Origin of the sequence: Clostridium sp., from assembly GCF_050717515.1 — a bacterium.
Lineage (GTDB): Bacteria > Bacillota > Clostridia > Clostridiales > Clostridiaceae > Clostridium_AD.
In genome coordinates, this window is the sequence record NZ_JBOITL010000031.1 from 32352 (window position 1) to 48514 (window position 16163).

Here is a 16163-nt window from a genome sequence, read left to right on the forward strand (position 1 = left end):
CCCCCTCGCTTAAATTTCTTCTATATCTTCTGCTGTTATAGTAATTAACATATCTCTATTTAAATCATCAAATTTTGCAAGTCTTAGTGATTGGTTACGTATAGATTTTTCCATTATATTTCTACTGTATCTACCATTTCCAAAATTTGAATTAATTAAGGCTATCTCAAATATAGATTTAAGCTTATTTATACCATCTTCCGTAACAATATACCCATTATGGCTAAACATGTTTGAGCATATAGTTATAAGGTCTTCAGCGGTGTAATCTTCAAACTCGATTATATTTGGGAATCTAGATTTAAGACCAGGATTCATATTTAAAAATTCATCCATGTCATTATTATATCCCGCTAAAATAATTAAAAGATCATCTCGGTTATCATCCATAGCTTTAACTAAAGTATCTATTGCCTCTTTGCCAAAATCATTTTCACTTCCTCTAGAAGCTAATGCATATGCTTCATCAATAAATAGAACCCCACCTAATGCCTCGTCAATCTTAGTTTTAGTTTTTAGGGCTGTTTGTCCAACATAACCGGCTACAAGGCCACTTCTATCAGTTTCTACTAATTTTCTGCTTCTTAAAATCCCTAAATTATATAGTACATCAGCAACAATTCTTGCCATAGTAGTTTTTCCGGTTCCAGGATTTCCTTTGAAAATCATATGTAGACTTTGAGAAGTATCAACCAATAACCCTATCTTTTTTCTTTCATTTCGTATTTTTATTTGTGCTTGTAAACTTCGTATATAATTTTTAACTTGTTCTAGTCCTATTATATTTTCTAAGTTACTTTCAAGATCGTATTTTTCACTTATTACATTTTCAACTACAAAATCTTCTTTTTTAATTGTTTGAATATCTTTTTCTTCTATTACTTCGGTATCAGCAATTCTATTTGACTGACTTCTAATTAATTCCTCTACAATATTTCTTACCATTCTTCCATTACCTTGGTTAGAACTAGATATTCTTTTTTTACTGTCTATAAAATCCAAGAAATCTTCTTCTGCTGCTTTTTCAAGTTTGAATCCTTTTTCATTGATCATTATCATACCAATACTATAAAGCTCCTCAAGACTATAATCAGGAAAATTAATCTGAAGTGGAAACCTGGATTGTAACCCTGAATTAGTATTTAAAAATCCACTCATTTCTTTAGAATATCCTGCTAAAATTACAACAGTATCTTCTCTATGTTCTTCTACAAGTTTAACCAGTGTATCAATTGCTTCTTTACCATAGGGATCATTACTATTTGAAACTAATGCATATGCTTCATCTATAAATAATACTCCACCCATGGCCTTTCTAAAAATCTCTGTAGTTTTCTTAGTAGTCTCCCCTAAATATTGACCAATTAAGCCACTTCTATCAGTTTCTATTACTTGTCCAATTTTCAAAATACCCATATCCCTCATTAACTCAGCAATCACTCTTGCTATAGTAGTTTTACCTGTGCCTGGGTTACCAGTAAATATCATATTTAAGGATTGATTATTGTTTAATGAAATCCCCATTTTCTTTCTTTTATTATTTGCTATAAGCTGTTTTTGTAGCCCCTTAACAAAGTTTTTTATGGATTCTAGCCCAACGATGTCATTTAATCTTTTGTCCAAATCAATTTCTATTTCATTTATTATCTCAAAATCTAAAAGGGTAAGCTGACTTAGCTTGTCAAGGCTTAATTTTCCAATGTCCTCATTTGATAACCTTATAGTTGAATTTGTTATTGCTTTTTCAACTAAATTTCTTACTAATCTACCATTTCCACTATCATTCTTACCACTAATTCTCTTTCTTTCAAATAGCTCTAAAAATTCTTTATCATCAGCTTCAGAAATGCTATATCCTTTACCTTTAACAGTTACTTTTAATATATTTAGTAATTCTCCATTATTATAATCTCCAAACTCAATTTGATTGTTAAATCTTGAAAGTAATCCACTATTAGTTTCTAAAAAAACTGCCATTTCTTCTTTATATCCTGCCATTATAACTATAAAGTCATCTCTATAATCCTCCATATACTTTACCAATGTATCTACAGCTTCAAGCCCAAATATATCATTTTTGTCTTTAACAAGTGAGTATGCTTCATCTATAAATAATATTCCACCCTTAGCAGAGTTTATTTTTCCAAAAGTTTTTTGAGCTGTCTCTCCAACATACATACCAACTAAATCATTTCTTGTTATTTCTATTAAATGACCACTGCTTAAGTAGCCTAATGTCTTTAGGTATTTTGCTACAATTCTTGCAATAGTGGTTTTTCCTGTACCTGTATTACCTGTGAAAACCATATGAAGTGATATATTTAATTTCTTTTCACCATTTATTTCTCTCTGTCTTTGTATTCGAATATTATCTTTTAGTCCCCTAATAAATTCCTTTATATTTTTAAGCCCTATAACATTATCTAATTCCTTATCAAGTTCTAACAGAATCTCTTCTGTATTATCTTTAAACATATTACTAATAACCTTTTCATATCCATCACAAGTAAGTAAAAGATTATTACCCTTTGCTGAAATCTTATAGACATTATTAGATGATATTTCTTTGTGAATTACAAGTTCAACTAATGAGTTATAAATATTACTTTCAATGTACTCAAAAATACCCAAGGCCCCTTTACTACTATCTAAATTATCAACAATATTTTGCATCACATTATCTTCAACCGTAAGAACAATATTTAAATTTTTACTTATTTTTTCTAATGTCTCTTCAATATGGTATGAAGTTATAATTTTAAGAGCATTTACATTCAATTCACTTGTGCTTAAAATATCTCTTACTTTATTTAAAAATTTTGAGGGGAAAGTATTTTTAATATAGCTTTCATTTTTTTCTGTAATAAAAAATATATATTTATTATTTACTAAAATTTCATCTGTAGCACCAAATTCTAAAACACCCGTTATATCTGACATTCCATTGTTTTGCTCTTGGTACCTTTTACTCATTTTCAATTTTTCATCTACTACAAGCTTGGTAATATAATCAGTAACCATAGGATGGCATTCTGAAAGATTATCAAATACTATTACTTGAGACCTACTATATAAAGCTCTAAAAATATCAGGAATAAATAGAGCCTCAACATCTTTTTCTAATTTATATTTTGCTAAATCAATTATATTTATTTCTTGAGAAATAAGTAGCTTCTTTTTACTTAGAAAGTTTGTTGCAACTTTTACGGATAAATGTCTACCAGTTCCTCTAGGTCCAGTAATAAAAACCACATTTTTAATACCCTCATTCTTTTGATATAAAATTGGTCTTTTGAAAGCAATGCTCAAGTCACTGAGAAAATCCTCCTGTGCAATTACATATTGAGGCAATTCCTTCTCTAATTCTATAAATATTTCTTCAAATGTGTTTTTATTTGCATTGTCATCATTTTTATTCAACTTTACATTAGTTCCAACTGAATTCTTAGTAGGCCTAACCTTAGAGCCCTCATTTGATACTGAAGTAAAACTTTGTTTGATATTTCCGGATATCATATTTACTTTACTTTTAGCTATTCCACTTTTGCACTTTCCTCTAAAAGAATTTATATCAATAGCTTTAACACTTTTAAAATACTCAATAAGCTGCAATTCCGGGAAAATAATTTTTAGATATGAACTTGATTTTAATGTTTTCTTCAGCTTAATCCTCTCCCCATTAATCTTGAATTTATGTTTATAATTTTTTTATCTTCAACAACTGTATGTATTTAATAATACTATTCTCCTCGCATAATGCCTGTGAATCATATTAAGATAATCTATATGTAAATTCAATATCTAGTTGTTTTATTATATCATTTATATTTCTACATTAATTAAATATTTTCGTATGGTTTAATTTTCCAAGTCTGCTATGCTCTCAATTTAAAACTATCATCTGGTGACACCCACGTGGCAAGTGGAAAGTTCTAAAGGCATTGCAATATCCCCATAACCCTTTGTTGTTATTTGAAAAGTTTCTTCAACACATCAAAAATACTAAAACTAGTACAAAAAATTTTAAATCTAAAAAAGTTATCAAAATGCTTAATACATTTTGATAACTTTTATAATGATCTTATAGGTGTCTATTATATCATATTACTGCCTCTTTAAATCAATAGAATCACTTACGATTATCCCCTTATCAATTATATCTGCATCAACCATCATACTCCACCAACGCCTCTTTTAAATTTCTAACTCCGCCTCTTGGATCAGCAACATCCCCTACATACCTAGGAATTAAATGCACATGCAAATGCTCTATAGTTTGCCCAGCATGAGCTCCTATATTTATACCTATGTTATATCCCGCTGGTTCATACTGAATATCAAACATTTCTTTTACCTCGTGCAGCAAACTATATATTGCTTTAATTTCTTCCTCCGTTGCCTCAAAGAAATTAGGAAAGTGCCTCTTAGGTATAATCAAACAATGACCTTCATTTACTGGAAAATGATCCAGTATAGCAAAGGTGTATTTATTTTCTGCTATTATTTCTGATTTATTGTAATTGCAAAATATACATTCTGACATAGTTTTCTCTCCTTTATTACCTTTTTCACTTGCTAATTATCTATTTTCACTTTTAATTTAGAAAAATCAATAAGTTTCATCCCTTTTATTTCCGGATGTCTTTTTAGAAATATGATAAACCAACTTGTTAATATTAAACCTTTTAGGATACTGCTAATGCTGATGCTCCACCATACCCCACTAAGTCCCAAAAACATTGACAATAGAAGTGCTCCTGGGATTCTAAGCACATTTAGCACAATACCTACTATTGAAGGAGGCATTGTCCTTCCAAGACCGTTAAAGGCTCCTGCTGTTGTCATTTCTATACACATGAAAAGCTGTGAAATTCCAAGTATTCTCAAATACACTATTCCATCCTTTATTACCGCTTTTTCCGAAATAAAAACAGAGAAAATGGGACTAGGGAAAAATATTAAAAGACAGGATGTAATTGTTCCAATAATTGAAATAATAGCTAAAGCTATAAAATACCCCTTATAAATTCTGTCCCACTTTTTCGCTCCAAAATTTTGCCCTACAAAGGCACTTAATGCAGTTTGAAACCCTCCAGCTGTCATCCATGTTATTGATTCTATTTGTGACCCAACGCTTTGCACCGCAATAGGAGTTGATCCCCACCGTGATAGTATCCTAGCTATAATCATTGCTATAAACGTAAATACTCCACTTTGCACCGCAACAGGCAATCCAAACTTAACAATCTTTCTCATATGAAGCCAATCAGGTTTTTGTAGAAAATTCACTCCGTGAAAATAATCAGTTTTCTTTGTTATGACATAAATAAATATTACTGTTACAACAAACTGCGCAAATATTGTTGCAATAGCTGCCCCTTGAACTCCCATTCTCGGGAATGGTCCTAGTCCTAATATTAAAATAGGATCAAGTATAATATTAACAATAAGACCCACTACGTTTATTCTAAAAGGCGTCCGACTGTCTCCATGACCATTGAATATTGCTGTAAGTACAGGCGGTAAAAAGAAAAATATCATTCCAGCAGAAACTATAACAATATAACTTATTGCCATACTAACAATATCCTCACCCTTAATATTAAAAAAACCTATAAGCTGTTTTCTAAATATTATCAATGTAGCCCCATACAAAACAGCAAAAACTATATTCATCTGCACTGAATGTCGTATATAGCTTTTGGTCTCTTTTATATCTTTTTTCCCTACAGATTGGGATACTCCAACCGCTGCTCCTATTTGAGGGATTGTAATAAAAGCGAAAGCAAACCAAGTAAAAAATCCCGCCGCGCCTACTGCCGTAACAGCCCTAGCCCCTAATCTACCAACCCATATCATATCTGTCATGCTATAGGCTGCTTGTATCAACGATGTTCCCATGATAGGTATTGCTAGAATTATAAGTTTCTTATAAATATTTCCCTTAGTTAAATCAATTCTCATTAAGTAATCCCCCCGCTTAAATCTCATAAAATATTTATAACTTCACAATCTATTGGTCCTGTTCAGATAATTGAAAACCTATAGATTTGTGTAAATTAGATTGTTCCATAAATAACTATTTTTTAAAAGGATTAACTATTTTTTCTTTGATTTTCTTAATAGTAGATTCAGTTAGTGATTCCAGAATATTTTTAGGTTCCATACTTGTTATTTCCCATGAATTAGATTTACATAAATTCATTATTTCATATATTATGTCTCTATTTTCCCTGCTTTCAGCTCCCCAGCTCACCATAAATACTCCATTTTTACCCCCACTAATAACTATCTCTATTTCTACCTTATTATTATCAATAAATTTCATAATAATAACTGACATAAGGGTTGATGCAATTCTATCATAGTAAGACTCTCTCATTAGTATTGATATATCTCCGTCTTTGTAAATATGTGGTTCATCTCTACTGGATTCAGCTTGGTTCTTATATAAAACATCGCTTATTCTTCTGATATTTTCCCCTTCTACGACTAAATTAGCTACTTTCATATGTACCCCCCTTGTATTTTTCGCCTCAAAAACCTTGCCATCCACGTGGCAAGTGGCAATCTCCTGCAAACTACAAAAGCATCCTTTACATTTAATCATTTTAATGCTTATAGCAGTAACCATAGTATATATGATTTTTATTGTTTTCTCAAATTTTAAACATTTCCAAGTACTGAATATTTGTTACATATCTCAGAAATAAAATATCCCAGTGTGTATGTAATACTTGTAGCTGCAGATAAATAAAAATGCAAACTCCCTATCAAAAGATATGTAGTTTGCATTTTTTTATATGGAGCTGGTTTCTTCTTGCAATCTTTCAATTTCTTTATTATGAAGTTCCATACTAAAAAAATTTCTCTATTTCTTTCACTTCTTTCATGTCAAATAATTCAAGTTACTTCATTAAGGGTATAAATGTTAAACCTAATACCTCTTCATCTGTAAGTTCTTCATTACTATCAATTTTATTTTTTAAATAATTATATTTTTCATCACCATCTATATTACTCATATAATAGGCCTCTATATTATATTTGATACTTCCTGCATCTATATAACTTTCAGCCTTTTTAATATCTGAAGAATATACTACTACTGTTCTTATTTTTCTATTCCCTTTATAATGCAACGATGCATCATAAAACATAAATCTTCTTATATCCTCTTGCTTATTTGTTGTTTGGAATTCCTTTATTATATCATAATATTACCTGTTTATAGTATTAGTATAATTTCAAATTATATGCGAACATTCGTTCTTGTAATTACTGATAAGTAGAGGGCCTTTCTTCTGAAATATCATTAAAAGCTCTATTTTCTAACTATATCACCGCCCACTAAGAGAAATGAATTATATAAGTGAAAAAGAGGAGACACCATGGATTGGCTTATGGGCATGAATCAAGCACTTAATTATATTGAAAATAACCTTGATGGTGAAATATGTTATTCTACTGCTGCGAAATTTGTATGTTGTTCTACACCTGAATTTCAGCGCATTTTTTCATTTATGTCTAGAGTTACCTTATCTGAGTATATTCGAAAAAGGCGTTTAACTCTTGCGGCACACGATATTCAGATAAGCGAAGAAAAGATAATTGATGTAGCGATGAGGTATGGATATGACTCACCTGCAGCATTTTCTCGTGCATTTAGCCAACTGCATGGAACTACCCCTACATCTGCACGAAATGAAGGGGTATTACTAAAAACATGTCCTCGTATCTCTTTCAAATTAACAATTCAAGGAGTAGATGCAATGGAGTATAAAATTGTACACAAGAATGCATTACAAGTTATTGGTGTTAATCGAAAGATGATTACAAAAAATAAAGAACATTGGAAAGATATTTCTAAATTTTGGGATGATTTTACACAAACAGACTTGCATGAAAAACTAAATTGTTATGGTTTAGATGATGTAATTTTCGCAATAATTTCATGGTGCATGAATAGATATCTTCTTTATAAAATAATGTTAGATAGAACAATAATTGGAACATTTTGGTTAGACCTAATGTCCTCTATGAAAAGATTATAAACGACTAATGATTATTTAATAGTAAATACTTAATTCTTATTTTTCTTATTAAGCAATTGGAGCAATAAAACGCCAAATAGATTCATAAATTTTTTTCCACAAACCACGTTTTGAATAAGTTTCAATATCAAATATTGTACAGTCTTTCATATCTTTTAAAAATGTATCACGACACTTAATTGCAAAATCATTATTATAAATAAAAGCATTGATCTCATAATTAAGGCTAAAACTTCTCATGTCAATATTTGCAGTGCCTACTGTTGAAACGTGGTCATCTATAACAAGTGTTTTTGCATGAAGAAAACCTGAATGCAAATATACCTTTACACCGTCCTTTAAGAGTTTCGCTACATTTAATAGTGAAACGGCATAAATAGATTTTTTATCGGGTACACCTGGAAGCATTATTCTAACATCAACACCACAAGCTGCAGCAATTCTTAGAGCTTCTAATAGTGTTTTATCTGGAATAAAATATGGTGTTTGAATATATAAATATTTTTTTGCAGTGGTAATCATTTTAACATAACCATCTTTTATAGTCTCATTACGAGTACTAGGTCCACTTGAGACTATTTGTACTCCTATATCCCCTTCTTCAATTGGACAATAAAGGTTTTTCAAAAACTTTTCATCGAACATCAATGTAGCTTTGTTTTTCTTACTAAAGCTTTGATTTTGCAAAAAAACCAAATCAGTCCAAAATCTTGTTTGAAGTGAAAGTACACAGTTACCAGTCAACCGTATTGTTGTATCCCTCCAAGGTTTATTTATCTTTTTTAAACCAAAGTATTCGTCGCCCACATTAATTCCGCCAGTATGAGCAATTTTCCCATCAACAATAACTATTTTCCTATGTAAGCGATAATTTACATGTAAAAAACTTTTTAGCATTGATGGCAAAAATCTGTACACATGTCCACCAGCTTCTTTTAACTCCTTAAAATCTCTCATATGAGTACCTAAAGAACCAATGCCATCATATATTAGAGTTACTTCTACTCCCTGACTTGCCTTTTCTATTAATAGAGAAACAAATTCTTTACCAATATTATCTTTTGCTTTAAAAATATAATATAATACTTCAATACTTTTAGTTGAATTTTTAATATCTTCAAAAATACGAGAAAAATTTTGCTCTGCATTTATTAAAAGCTCTACATTATTATTTTGAGTAAAATAACTCATTGCATTTTTTGAATTCAATGCTATTAAATCTCTGTAGTTTTCAGTTTCTACTTCTTTAAACTGTATTTTATCTGCTGCAATGTCATGAATTTGTTTATCAAGAGCCTTGCTGTGTTTTTCCTCAATTTCATTCATACCATATTTTTTTGACATAACACGCATTTTATGTTTACTGCCAATAAGAAAGTAAAGAATAAAACCGATATATGGTAGAAAAAAGAATACTAAGAGCCAAGTAAATATAACTCTAGTATCACTTCGTTTTACAAAAATCAATGTAAAAACAGATGCGATATTAAATACATATATAAATATCAGAAAAAAAGTTGATAAACTCATGTCTCTCCCCCATAAATACTATTATTTTAGTTGATTGCTCAAATCTTCTTTAATCATTATTATGCTTTAAGTAACCATCTTAAATTCAGATTCTTTATAATATTAAAAAAATTATAAAGATTTCCAACTCAGTTATAAGAAATGCTAAAGAATCTCTTGCTGATAAAAACCTTACATTATCTCATATGAATTAGCAAGTATAATTGTGGGAATGCATTAACCTGTTTTTACATGAGTGTTTCGATATTAAATTTTTATTTCCTTATTTCTTTATTTTTTCTAAACTTTGGTTTTAGATTTATTAAGATAAAACTAAAAAATATTCTTAGTCCTGTTTTTCAGAAACTGCAACTACAAATTGCTTTTTACTCTCTTAATTGACTTAATTCTCTTAGGAAACAATAATTTGATTATATCATACCTTTGAATAAATAAATAAAGCAGTAATTTTGGTTTATAAAAATTGAATATATATAAAATGCTTATAGAATCATCTACAATTAAACTCTTACTAGTTGTTTAAGTAACTATTAATGGATATAATTATAGTAAATACTTTTGGCTTTATCTCTGCAAAGGATTCTAAAAAATTACAAGGTATTATTAAATTAAGAAATAGATATACGAATGACTATTATCAAAGAAAATTAGCAAGAAAAAGGATTTTAGAAATATGTAAAACTGAAATAAAAACTTTAGATATGTTTTTAGATATATCTGCAGAAAAAATAACCCTAGTATTAAATGAGAATATTGAATAAGGATAGGCACTAACACTGCCTATCCTTTAAAATCATAAGTTTTCTTCAGTCTTTGAATTAAATGTCTCCATATGTATCTGTAAACTCAACTCCCATTTCAACATATGGGGAGCTTGGAACCGAATTAGCATATCCAATTTACGGTAATAATGGTATAATTAAATATACATTTTGTGTAGCAGCAGTAAAATTTTGCGAACTATGTGTTTATTAAAATGAATTATGCAAATCTGATATTGAGAGGGATGACTAAATGATTTTTTTTGCGGCCTTAATTGCGTTTGCTATACCCTTGTTGTTAAGGAATTTCTTAGAGCTACTACAAGGGCTTATGGCGATTGTATGGATAATTCTACTCGTTAACATGTCTAATACATTACCAACAAGCGATTTTGAATTAAAAATGCACATAATACTATTTGTAACTTTACCAATGTGGGTTTTTGGTTCTTTTATTGCTTTGAGAATACGTTCTGAAAAGGTAGAAATAGAGGAACAGCCTAAGTCAAATAGCTTGATTATTGATTATGATATCTCTAAGGCGGAAGAAAATGAATGTCCAAATTGCTTTATTAAAAGAGAGAAAAATCAAAACAAGTGCACTAATTGTGGCTATATTTTTGATTGACCATTTCTAAAGAAGATAGAATTTCACAGTATTCATATTTGGTGTATGGCTATCTATCTGTTTTAATGATAAATGCATATTCACATTCATTTTGCCCCCAAGAAGCAGTTATTCTATAACCTCTAAAATAAGTCATATTTAGTACAAAATACGAATCCAATTCCGCTTCTATGTTTTTCTTAATCTCAAAGGAATATTTGCCATCCTTTATTTCAAATGGAATATTAATTATTGGGGTAAAATACCTCTTACTTCCGTCTTTATCGATTAAAATATCAGATAAAGTGAATTTGTCTGGAGGATTATTTTTAAAATTAATCACAACAATTTTACCAAACTTAAAATATGGAGTCTCAATGCCAGAGCCTTCTTTTAATATACTTTGAAATGTATTTTTCCTATCATATATAGCACCATCCCATTTGTTTTTTGCAGTAACATATTGTAATCCTTTGTCTCCAATAGTTATTGTTAATTTAGGTGGTTCTTGTGATGATTTCTGTGAAGTACATCCAATCAATAGTATGTTTGATAGTAACGTAATAATAGTCAGGAATATTATTTTTTTCATTGTAATTAGTTCCTTTCTTTGAAGTTCTTATTATTAAGGAAATCAAACTTATTTTCTTAAACTATAATTATATTTATAGTAGTTACTTCGCCTTAAATTTCAAGTATTTACTAAATTATAGTTAACTTATACACTAATAATAACATAAATTTCAAATATAAGGAATTAGTGGTGTAACTTTTAAATAAAGAAAGGAGAAGATTTTTATGAATCTTTTAGAAACAAAGAATTTATACAGAATTGAAATTACAGAAAGATGTTACTGCACACTGGTGGGTGCGACAGGTAATGCAATGCCAACATTTGAATCAATTGAGAAAAATGGAAATTATGGTTCAATCCCTAATGGAATTGAAGGATGGGTGGTACAAAAGTTTGGGAGAAAATATTTTAGACCTGATGAAAACCAAGAGGGAATAGATTTGTTTACACCTGCAGATCAACCAATCGTTCTAATTCCGTATAATAAAATAAGTGGGCATTATAAAAAAATATAGAAACTGAATAATTTTCTAATTAAGCGTCACAATTAATAAAACCGAATAATACCTTTCATCACCATTTTGATCCAATGCTTGTACTACTATTTTTTCAGGTATGTTTAAGCATTCCAAATGTATTTGGAATGCTTAAACATACCTCTATAACTTCTTGAATACCTTCCTGCTATAACCAGACTTTTAACCCTTCGATTTTAGTGATTTTATCAATTTCTTCTCTATCCTCTGTTAATATATGCCTTTCGTATTCATGTGAAGTGTTAATTAGCCAAGGCTTATTATTTTTTATAAAAGACAAGTCCTCTGGTAAGTTTGACTGAACCCAATCATGTAATGAATTTGATACTTGCTTTAATGTTTCTTTAGCATGATTATCATAATTGAATAATACGGTATTAAAAAATTAATATTATAAAAATACACTAATGTATAAATATGTAAAACACGTTATATTTTTATAGAGTTAGGTAGAAGTTGTAAAATAAAACGGATAAGGAGAATAAGAAATGCTTGATAAAATTAGACAAATAAACATAAAAAAAGCAGGAGTATGTTCTGTTACTATAGGAATAATAAATATTATCGTTCATATTTTGATTATTACACAAATAATGCCATATACATGGGTTAATGGAGGAAGGTCAGTATCATTTGAATTAGCAAGACATACATCGTTATCAAGCATCTATATGACTATTTTTAATAATATTATTGCACTTATAGCCAGCAAAATAATTTCTGTGAAAATGAATAAATTTTGCTCAAAATTTTTAACGGTATTTTTAGTGGTGACATTACCTTTAGGATTAATGGGTATTGTTGTACAATTTTTAGGTACAATGTTTGAAAAATGTTGTATGAGTATAGTAGCAATAATAGGCTTCTTGTCAGATACTCGTATTGCAGTTGAAAAACGTTAGTGATATGTAATAATTTTTTTAATTATGACTAGTCATTCCAGTAGACAAGCAAAAAATAAACTCCCCATTAAAAGATGCGGAGTTCTTATCTTTTAATGGGGAGCTTGGAGCTGGATCAGTATATCCAATTTACGGTAATAACGGTATAATTAAATACATATTTGTGTCACAGCAGTAATTTGCTGTACAGGTTATTTAATAATCTTTCAGCCAAGACAAAACATAACACAAAAAGTCGGGAACAACCGCTTGAAAAGAGATATGATATATTTACAGACAGGGGTGATGATTATGGAGTGGATTGAAGGAATCGGTGAAGCTCTGAATCTCACATGTCTGAAGACACGTGGTTCTTATCTCTTTAAACTTCCATAATACTCTCATTTATAGGAATTATATTTCATCTATATCTTACAACATATTATGACTCATCTAATTATAATAAGACTTTTACTACCAAAGACTACATTTAGCCCATTAACGATAGCATAATGGCTCGGTTCAAAACCATATTTGTTAGTATTTATATTCCCATACTGGCTATTAATTTATTACCATTTTCTTTTAATGTTTTAAGTCTATTTATTTCTCTATCATGTAATTGCTTGAAATTATCATAACTCCTAAAACATAATTTTCTATTAATACTTTCTAAATCATTACTGACATTCATTATTAAAAATGCAGAGTAACAGTCTCTTTGAATTCCAGTAGAAACATCCCATCTATCCTTCAATTCTTTTTTTATGTATTCATTAGTAAAATGATTATACATACTAGCCTTCACTTTATGTGTATTTATTTTTAATATTTCCAGTTGATCATATTTAAGTTTTCTATTAATTATCTCTATTAATTTAGAAGGTGCTTTATTTCCTAAAGACTTCCCAAATCTTTTTTTCTTATTAAACTTACCCGTCCTCTCATTAATTGTGGTTTTTTTACTTCTTTTTTGCAATCCTTTATAACTCATTGTTTCAACTAGGATTCTATCACCTAATGAAATTATATAATTTGCTAACTTTTCATGAGATTGTTTTCTAATATCAGTTTGTTTCCTCTGAATATCCCTTAATTCCATTTGAGTTCTAATATATTTATTAGACTTAACCCATGTTAATTTCTCTTTTTTTCCATTAAGCATAATACCAAATTTGATAGTTCCATCATTATTATAATTATTTGGGTTATTCGCACGTCTTTGTCTATCTAATTTTCTTGATAATTTAGTTTTTAACCCCTGAATATTATTGATTTCAGGACATAATTCTAATAATTTAACATCATACTTACTCGATATTGCAATTGTTTGAGTTCCTATATCTATTCCAACATTTCCACTTCCAACACTTCTTTTTATATCACTAGTTTGTTTATTATATTTTACTGGTGGTGTACCTTCCATTATTAATTGCACATAGTATTTATACTTACCATTAACAAATTTTCTCAGCAATCTACAATATTTAATTTTATCTCCAATAGCTTTTTGAGCATAATAATCATTAGATTTTATAATTACTGGAATCTTTAATCCGTTCCATTTAATAATTCCGTCTCTATAAGTTATCCCACTTTTATTCCATTTACCTTCAACACTTTTTAATTCATCATATCTAATAAAATTAACCTTTTGCGCGTCCTTAAATATTAATTTTTCTAAAGCTTTCCACGCCCTACTTGCTAATGCTTGAGCAGTTTTATTATCTATATTTTTATTAAATGATTTATACATTGGTGTCATTTTATTTATAAGTGAATATTCATTAATGCCGTATTCTCCTAATAAATCAGTTAACTCTTTGTATTTTTCTTTTCTTAGTTCATCATTTATTTTAGATTTTTTACTATCTTCATCTTTAAAATATAATTTATTGATTTCTGCTAATTCTTTTCTTAGTTTTTTGTATACCTTTAATTCGCTTAACGCATTAAATTTCTTTAACCCTAGTCCTAAAATAGCATTGTAAAGTTTTCTACATAACTCAAATCTTTTATTTAAGATTATTTCATCTCTATTATTTGTATCTAAACTAAGAGTTAAAACATAATTAGGAGTTGTTTTTTTTGCCAATGAATACTCACTCCTTTGCTTGATACTTTTATTTCTGGCTATTTATATATTTCTTAATATATTCTTCTGTTTTTTCACTTATCGTAACTATAAAATAATTGCATCTTCAATAAAGTAAGCTCATCGTTTTCTAATATTATTATGTCCTACACATGCATTTATTATAACAAATATCATACGAACTTATATTCTATTTGTAAATTGTAAAAATGTTTTTACTAACGTAAAGAACCACTAACTCATCACTTAAGTAACGAGTGTGCGTGGTTCAGTTATCAACTATATTGAGAAGAATATCACTGAAGAAATCGCAATAAAAAATATTGCAAAAAAGCACTTATATCGACCTTCTATTTCCAAAAATGCTTTGCCATGCTTTGTGGTTTTACGGTAGGAGAGTACATCAGACAACGCAGGCTTACCCTTGCCGGCAGTGAGCTTGTTTCTACTCATGGAAAAATCATTGATATTGCACTGAAATACGGCTACGCCTCACCAGATAGTTTCACAAAAGCTTTTACTCGATTTCACGGTGTCACACCTACTGCTGTTCGAAAAGATGGAGCAATGATTAAATCGTTTGCTCCACTTAAAATCAAATTTTCATTGGAAGGCGGTTATATTATGGATTACAAAATTGTTAAAAAAGATTCGTTTACTGTCATGGGCGTATCAAAGGTATTTAAATATGATAGTGCAAGTACAGAAATTCCACAGTTTTGGACAGAGCATTATCAAACAGGAAAGGGAAAATTTGTATGTGGGATATACGGAGTAAGCATAGATGAGAGCATGGGTTCAGATGAGTTTGAATATTTGATTGCAGACAATTATAATCCGTCCATAGAAATATCTAATGGTTTTGTTACAAAGATTATTCCTAAACACACCTGGGTTGTTTTTGCTTGCAAGGGCGCAATGCCGAAACCTCTGCAAGATGTGAACAGAAAAATCTTCTCAGAATGGCTGCCTAATTGCCGTGATTATGAAATTGCAGCAGGTTATAATATTGAAATGTATACCAATACGGCTGATTATCCACAAGGTAATCAAGATGAAAACTACTACAGCGAAATTTGGATTCCTGTTAAGAAAAAATAACTACGTAAAGGAGAACAATTCGGA

12 protein-coding genes and 2 pseudogenes are annotated in these 16163 nt (G+C 29.5%); 6 read left to right on the forward strand and 8 right to left on the reverse strand.

Translation table 11 applies throughout. From position 1 onward, the window contains the following. Nucleotides 1–9: 9 nt before the first annotated feature. The 5 genes and pseudogenes from ACREV6_RS15640 to ACREV6_RS15660 all read right to left on the reverse strand — a co-directional run bounded on the left by ACREV6_RS15640 (nt 10) and on the right by ACREV6_RS15660 (nt 7160). Nucleotides 10–3516: an AAA family ATPase gene (locus tag ACREV6_RS15640; protein ID WP_431578976.1), complete on the reverse strand. Its 3507-nt coding sequence runs from the start codon at nt 3514–3516 to the stop codon at nt 10–12. A 649-nt stretch (nt 3517–4165) separates the two neighbouring features. Further along, nucleotides 4166–4552: pseudogene (locus tag ACREV6_RS15645) on the reverse strand (HIT family protein); the annotation flags it as partial. Nucleotides 4553–4575: 23 nt separating this feature from the next. Beyond that, nucleotides 4576–5964 carry an MATE family efflux transporter gene (locus ACREV6_RS15650; protein ID WP_431578977.1) on the reverse strand — a complete coding sequence of 463 codons (1389 nt, stop codon included), beginning with the start codon at nt 5962–5964 and terminating at the stop codon, nt 4576–4578. 115 nt (nt 5965–6079) lie between these two features. After that, entirely contained in the window at nt 6080–6610 is a 531-nt protein-coding gene (locus ACREV6_RS15655) for a hypothetical protein (protein ID WP_431578978.1), read from the reverse strand. 298 nt (nt 6611–6908) lie between these two features. Further along, on the reverse strand, nt 6909–7160 hold the full coding sequence (locus ACREV6_RS15660) for a hypothetical protein (protein ID WP_431578979.1): 252 nt from the start codon (nt 7158–7160) through the stop codon (nt 6909–6911). Nucleotides 7161–7391: 231 nt separating this feature from the next. Between ACREV6_RS15660 and ACREV6_RS15665 the strand changes: the two genes are divergently transcribed. After that, on the forward strand, nt 7392–8054 hold the full coding sequence (locus tag ACREV6_RS15665) for a helix-turn-helix transcriptional regulator (RefSeq protein WP_431578980.1): 663 nt from the start codon (nt 7392–7394) through the stop codon (nt 8052–8054). A 48-nt stretch (nt 8055–8102) separates the two neighbouring features. Here ACREV6_RS15665 and cls read toward each other — a convergent pair whose 3' ends face one another. Further along, a complete protein-coding gene (gene cls, locus ACREV6_RS15670; RefSeq protein ID WP_431578981.1) occupies nt 8103–9584 on the reverse strand; it encodes a cardiolipin synthase in 1482 nt (493 codons plus the stop codon). Between the two features lie 533 nt (nt 9585–10117). On the opposite strand from cls, the gene ACREV6_RS15675 reads away from it, so the two are divergent. Together ACREV6_RS15675 and ACREV6_RS15680 are read left to right on the forward strand one after the other, a co-directional pair. Further along, complete coding sequence (locus ACREV6_RS15675) at nt 10118–10345, forward strand: hypothetical protein (RefSeq protein WP_431578982.1); 228 nt, start codon at nt 10118–10120, stop codon at nt 10343–10345. Nucleotides 10346–10598: 253 nt separating this feature from the next. Then, nucleotides 10599–10973, forward strand: coding sequence for a hypothetical protein (locus tag ACREV6_RS15680; protein ID WP_431578983.1), 375 nt, complete (start codon nt 10599–10601; stop codon nt 10971–10973). Between the two features lie 49 nt (nt 10974–11022). Here the strand turns inward: ACREV6_RS15680 and ACREV6_RS15685 are convergent, their stop codons facing one another. Then, nucleotides 11023–11544, reverse strand: a complete 522-nt coding sequence (locus ACREV6_RS15685) for a hypothetical protein (protein WP_431578984.1) — start codon at nt 11542–11544, stop codon at nt 11023–11025. A 206-nt stretch (nt 11545–11750) separates the two neighbouring features. Between ACREV6_RS15685 and ACREV6_RS15690 the strand changes: the two genes are divergently transcribed. Beyond that, on the forward strand, nt 11751–12041 hold the full coding sequence (locus tag ACREV6_RS15690; protein WP_431578985.1) for a hypothetical protein: 291 nt from the start codon (nt 11751–11753) through the stop codon (nt 12039–12041). Nucleotides 12042–12550: 509 nt separating this feature from the next. Next, on the forward strand, nt 12551–12964 hold the full coding sequence (locus ACREV6_RS15695) for a hypothetical protein (RefSeq protein ID WP_431578986.1): 414 nt from the start codon (nt 12551–12553) through the stop codon (nt 12962–12964). A 523-nt stretch (nt 12965–13487) separates the two neighbouring features. Here ACREV6_RS15695 and ACREV6_RS15700 read toward each other — a convergent pair. Next, the gene (locus ACREV6_RS15700; RefSeq protein WP_431578987.1) at nt 13488–15038 is read right to left on the reverse strand and encodes an RNA-guided endonuclease TnpB family protein; all 1551 of its coding nucleotides are present in this window, start codon (nt 15036–15038) and stop codon (nt 13488–13490) included. A gap of 259 nt (nt 15039–15297) precedes the next feature. Between ACREV6_RS15700 and ACREV6_RS15705 the strand changes: the two are divergent. After that, nucleotides 15298–16139: pseudogene (locus ACREV6_RS15705) on the forward strand (AraC family transcriptional regulator). The last annotated feature ends 24 nt before the right edge of the window (nt 16140–16163 follow it).

What these genes read in the sequence shown, in the direction of transcription:
- ACREV6_RS15640 (WP_431578976.1), bottom strand. Translation starts at nt 3,516, where the DNA reads ATGATATCCGGAAATATCAAACAAAGTTTTACTTCAGTATCAAATGAG.
- ACREV6_RS15650 (WP_431578977.1), bottom strand. Translation starts at nt 5,964, where the DNA reads ATGAGAATTGATTTAACTAAGGGAAATATTTATAAGAAACTTATAATT.
- ACREV6_RS15655 (WP_431578978.1), bottom strand. Translation starts at nt 6,610, where the DNA reads ATGATTAAATGTAAAGGATGCTTTTGTAGTTTGCAGGAGATTGCCACT.
- ACREV6_RS15660 (WP_431578979.1), bottom strand. Translation starts at nt 7,160, where the DNA reads ATGTTTTATGATGCATCGTTGCATTATAAAGGGAATAGAAAAATAAGA.
- ACREV6_RS15665 (WP_431578980.1), top strand. Translation starts at nt 7,392, where the DNA reads ATGGATTGGCTTATGGGCATGAATCAAGCACTTAATTATATTGAAAAT.
- cls (WP_431578981.1), bottom strand. Translation starts at nt 9,584, where the DNA reads ATGAGTTTATCAACTTTTTTTCTGATATTTATATATGTATTTAATATC.
- ACREV6_RS15675 (WP_431578982.1), top strand. Translation starts at nt 10,118, where the DNA reads ATGGATATAATTATAGTAAATACTTTTGGCTTTATCTCTGCAAAGGAT.
- ACREV6_RS15680 (WP_431578983.1), top strand. Translation starts at nt 10,599, where the DNA reads ATGATTTTTTTTGCGGCCTTAATTGCGTTTGCTATACCCTTGTTGTTA.
- ACREV6_RS15685 (WP_431578984.1), bottom strand. Translation starts at nt 11,544, where the DNA reads ATGAAAAAAATAATATTCCTGACTATTATTACGTTACTATCAAACATA.
- ACREV6_RS15690 (WP_431578985.1), top strand. Translation starts at nt 11,751, where the DNA reads ATGAATCTTTTAGAAACAAAGAATTTATACAGAATTGAAATTACAGAA.
- ACREV6_RS15695 (WP_431578986.1), top strand. Translation starts at nt 12,551, where the DNA reads ATGCTTGATAAAATTAGACAAATAAACATAAAAAAAGCAGGAGTATGT.